Genomic DNA, 4348 nt, shown 5'->3' with positions numbered 1-4348 from the left:
TCCATGCCTATTACATCACCAACAGTGAAACCTGCTTGCTCAACAAGCGACATTAATTCTGAGGGACGAATAAAGCGATTAAAATCATGTGTGCCTTTAGGTACTAGCCGAGCAATATATTCTGCTCCATAAATCAATAGCAATTTTGCCTTATGATTACGGTTAATCGTCGATAAAAATAATTTACCCCCTGGTTTAAGCAATTTTGCACAAGCATCAATAATTGAAAATGGATCGGGGACGTGTTCTAACAGCTCCATACACGTTACAATATCGTATTGCATAGGGTTTTGCTCTGCATGCTGTTCTACAGTCTGTTTTTCATAGGCAATAGATAAACCATTTTGCGCAGCATGCAGTTTTGCCACAGCGAGTGACTCATCAGCAAGATCAATGGCTGTCACATTAGCACCCAGTTTCGCTAAGCTTTCAGATAAAATACCGCCACCACATCCTACATCTAATACCGCTTTTTGCTCTAATAATCCACAATGTTGTTGTATATAATTAACACGTAATGGGTTGATAATATGCAAAGGTTTACATTTACCATCAAGATCCCACCACTGAGCAGCTAATTGTGAAAATTTATTTATTTCATTAAAATCAACATTTTGTGACATGATAACTTTTCCTATAAAGCACAGCCTAAATTCATAATCATATATTTTAAGGCATCACTACTATCAATAAAAGAGCAAAATATAAATTTACCCTGCTGTTAATATTTAGTTAGTAGCTTGTCACAAATTGAATTCAAGCTACTATAAAATTTAATAGTCAAATTGTTATTTATATTAATAGTTTTAATGATTTCTTGTTTCCATGCTTATTTCATGGCATGATTTAACACCTTATCTCTAATAAAAACGTTTTTAAGCATTAGCTTATACTAGGATTAACCAATTAAGAATAAAGGAAAAAAATATTCATGAGTACGGGTACTATGAAGGAAAATCACTCACAATGGAGCTCGCGCATGGGATTTATGCTTGCTGCGGCTGGTTCTGCTGTTGGGTTGGGTAACATTTGGAAATTTCCATATATGGCAGGTGAAATGGGGGGCTCAGCATTTGTGCTCACTTATTTGATTTTTATGTTTGTTATTGGCTTGCCGATTTTAGTTTTAGAATGGCTAATCGGTCGTCGTGGACAAAAAAATCCAATTCATACCATGGAAGATGTTGCTGTTTCTGAAAATCGTTCTAAATCATGGCATTGGGTTGGTATTATTGGCGTAGTAGGATCATTTTTAATCCTATCATTTTATAGTGTTATTGGTGGTTGGGCGACCGATTACATTATTTTAGCTGGTCAAGGGATTTTTGAAGGCGCCAATGGCAAAGTTACAGAACAAATTTTTAGTAACTTCCTTGGCAATGTGAGCCATTTATTAACTTGGCACACTGTATTTATGGCTGCTACCGCATTTATTGTAGCACTGGGCGTTGGTGCTGGTTTAGAACGAGCGTGTAAAATTATGATGCCTGGACTAGGTATCTTGTTGTTAGTATTAGTTGGATACGCAGCCTATGTCAGTGGTTCATCTTTTGGTGAGGCATTTAGATTTTTATTCACGCCAGACTTTTCGGCTATTAATGGCACTGCTATGTTAGCCGCTCTTGGGCATGCATTTTTTAGCTTATCTTTAGGTATGGGCATTATGATGGCTTATGGCTCATACTTAGGAAAAGAGGTTAACCTACTATCTACCGCTCGCACAGTGGTAATTTTAGATGTTATTGTCGCAATGCTATCAGGTATGGCTATATTTCCACTAGTTTTTGCAAATGGTTTACAAGCAGGTGAAGGACCTGGGCTTATTTTTGTTACCCTACCAATTGCATTTGGAAATATGGCTGGTGGCACTATTTTAGGGGTATTTTTCTTTATCTTCCTAACTTTTGCAGCACTAACTTCTTCTATTTCATTACTTGAACCAACGGTTGAATTATTAGAAGAAAAAACACCATTAGGCAGAAAGTCAGCAACGATTTTAAGTAGCCTAGTTATCTGGGCATTAGGTATCGCTTGTATTTTATCGTTTAATGAATGGGCCGAAGTAAAACTATTTGGTAAAAATATTTTTGATTTACTTGATTACCTAACCAGTAAAATCATGTTACCAGTTACTGGATTAGGCACGGTTGTATTTGGCGCGTGGATGATGAATCAAAAACGCATTCGCGAAGAGTTAAATTTAAACGATTTCTGGTTTAACATTTGGACAGCACTAACTCGTTATGTTGTGCCAGTAGCTGTTATCATAATTTTGGTTTATGGATTTGTCTAAAAAGACATTATAACTCCAGTTAAAAGCCTTGATATATTCAAGGCTTTTTTCTTTTTATTAAAAATGTTTTTAATAAAATTGTTTAACAAAAAACAACCAACTAATGAATAAATTTGACATTTTCTATTGAAATCTGTTTTTTTATTCCCATATAGCAATACATCAATAAATCAAACCATTATGTTAATTTATTCAATTAATACTAACTAGCGATGAGCTAATTAGCTGGCGAAATGAAAAAGTTAGTTGATAACAAATTCATTTTCGCCATTAGCATTAATTGAAATGACTAAATATGATAGAGGAACTAGTCAATGAGTAAGCAAGGTACTGAAACTCGTGGATTTCAATCTGAAGTTAAACAAATTCTACATTTAATGATTCACTCTTTATATTCAAATAAAGAGATTTTTTTAAGAGAACTCATTTCAAACGCATCTGATGCAGCCGATAAATTACGTTTTAAAGCGCTTGAAAACCCAGACCTATATGCTGGTGATGGTGAACTGGGTGTGCGCATTTCTACTAATAAAGAAGCTGGCACATTAACCATTGCTGATAATGGCATTGGTATGACCCGCGATGAAGTGATTGAAAATTTAGGGACTATTGCTAAATCAGGTACTAAAGCATTTTTGGAATCAATTGGTAGCGATCAAGCAAAAGATAGCCAACTCATTGGTCAATTTGGTGTTGGATTTTATTCAGCCTTTATTGTTGCTGACAAAGTTACAGTGAGAACGCGCGCAGCCACAGCCAAAGCTGACGAAGCGGTTATGTGGGAATCTGCTGGTGAAGGTGAATATACCATCTCTGATGATAATAAAGAAACTCGTGGTACCGAAATCACTTTACACTTAAAAGAAGACGAAAAAGAGTTTTTAGACGATTGGCGTTTGCGTTCTATTATTAGCAAATATTCTGATCACATTTCACTCCCTGTTGAAGTGCAAACCACTGACGAAGAAAGCAAAGAAGTGAAATGGGAAAAAGTCAATAAAGCTCAAGCACTTTGGACTCGTAGCAAATCTGAGGTGACCGATGACGAATATAAAGAGTTTTATAAACATTTATCGCATGATTTTGCCGATCCAATAAGCTGGAGTCATAATCGCGTTGAAGGTAAGCAAGAGTATACCAGCTTACTTTATATTCCTGCGAAAGCGCCTTGGGATTTGTGGAATCGTGATAATAAACACGGCTTAAAGCTTTACGTACAACGTGTATTTATTATGGATGATGCCGAACAATTTATGCCTAATTATTTACGCTTTGTAAAAGGTTTAATTGATTCAAACGATCTTCCATTAAATGTATCGCGTGAAATTTTGCAAGATAACAAAATCACACAAAACTTGCGTAATGCATGTACTAAGCGTGTGTTACAAATGCTTGAAAAACTGGCTAAAGACGACAAAGAACAATATCAACAATTTTGGAGTGAATTTGGCTTAGTATTAAAAGAAGGTACTGGTGAAGACTTTGCAAACCGTGATGCAATCGCTAAATTACTTCGCTTTGCTTCAACGCATACCGATAGCGATGTGCAAACGGTGTCACTAGAAGATTACATTAGCCGTATGCAAGAAGGTCAAGAGAAGATCTATTACATTACCGCTGATAGCTATGGTGCGGCAAAAAATAGTCCTCATCTTGAGCTATTCCACAAAAAAGGTATTGAAGTATTATTATTATCTGATCGCATTGATGAATGGATGATGAGCAATTTAACGGAATTTGATGGTAAACAATTCCAATCAATCAGTAAATCCGACGAATCTATTGAAAAGCTTGCCGATCAAGATACAGAAGAGCAAAAACAAGTTGAAAAAGAACTTGAGCCATTTATTGAACGAGTCAAAAACACATTAGGCGATAAGGTGAAAGACGTTAAATTAACTCATCGGTTAACTGATACACCTGCAATTGTCACCACAGCCGCTGACGAAATGAGTACACAAATGGCTAAATTGTTTGCTGCTGCAGGTCAAAAAGCGCCAGAAATCAAATATACGTTTGAAATCAATCCAGATCATAAATTGGTTAAACGTATTG

General features: G+C 35.9%; 3 protein-coding genes. 2 read left to right on the top strand and 1 reads right to left on the bottom strand.

Annotated features, from left to right (window positions below; all coding sequences use genetic code 11):
* Nucleotides 1–623 (bottom strand): bifunctional 2-polyprenyl-6-hydroxyphenol methylase/3-demethylubiquinol 3-O-methyltransferase UbiG (ubiG, locus tag A9G30_RS05495; RefSeq protein ID WP_065588298.1); only part of this gene is annotated, 623 nt, incomplete at its 3' end.
* Between the two features lie 308 nt (nt 624–931).
* On the opposite strand from ubiG, the gene A9G30_RS05490 reads away from it, so the two are divergent.
* A complete protein-coding gene (locus tag A9G30_RS05490) occupies nt 932–2293 on the top strand; it encodes a sodium-dependent transporter (RefSeq protein WP_218057730.1) in 1362 nt (453 codons plus the stop codon).
* 314 nt (nt 2294–2607) lie between these two features.
* Nucleotides 2608–4348: molecular chaperone HtpG (htpG, locus tag A9G30_RS05485; RefSeq protein WP_065588297.1), on the top strand; the 1741-nt coding region annotated here is incomplete at its 3' end.

The sequence above is a fragment of the Gilliamella sp. Fer4-1 genome (genome assembly GCF_001690515.1).
Classification (GTDB): domain Bacteria; phylum Pseudomonadota; class Gammaproteobacteria; order Enterobacterales; family Orbaceae; genus Gilliamella; species Gilliamella apicola_C.
This window is presented reverse-complemented; position numbering and strand designations above follow the sequence as displayed.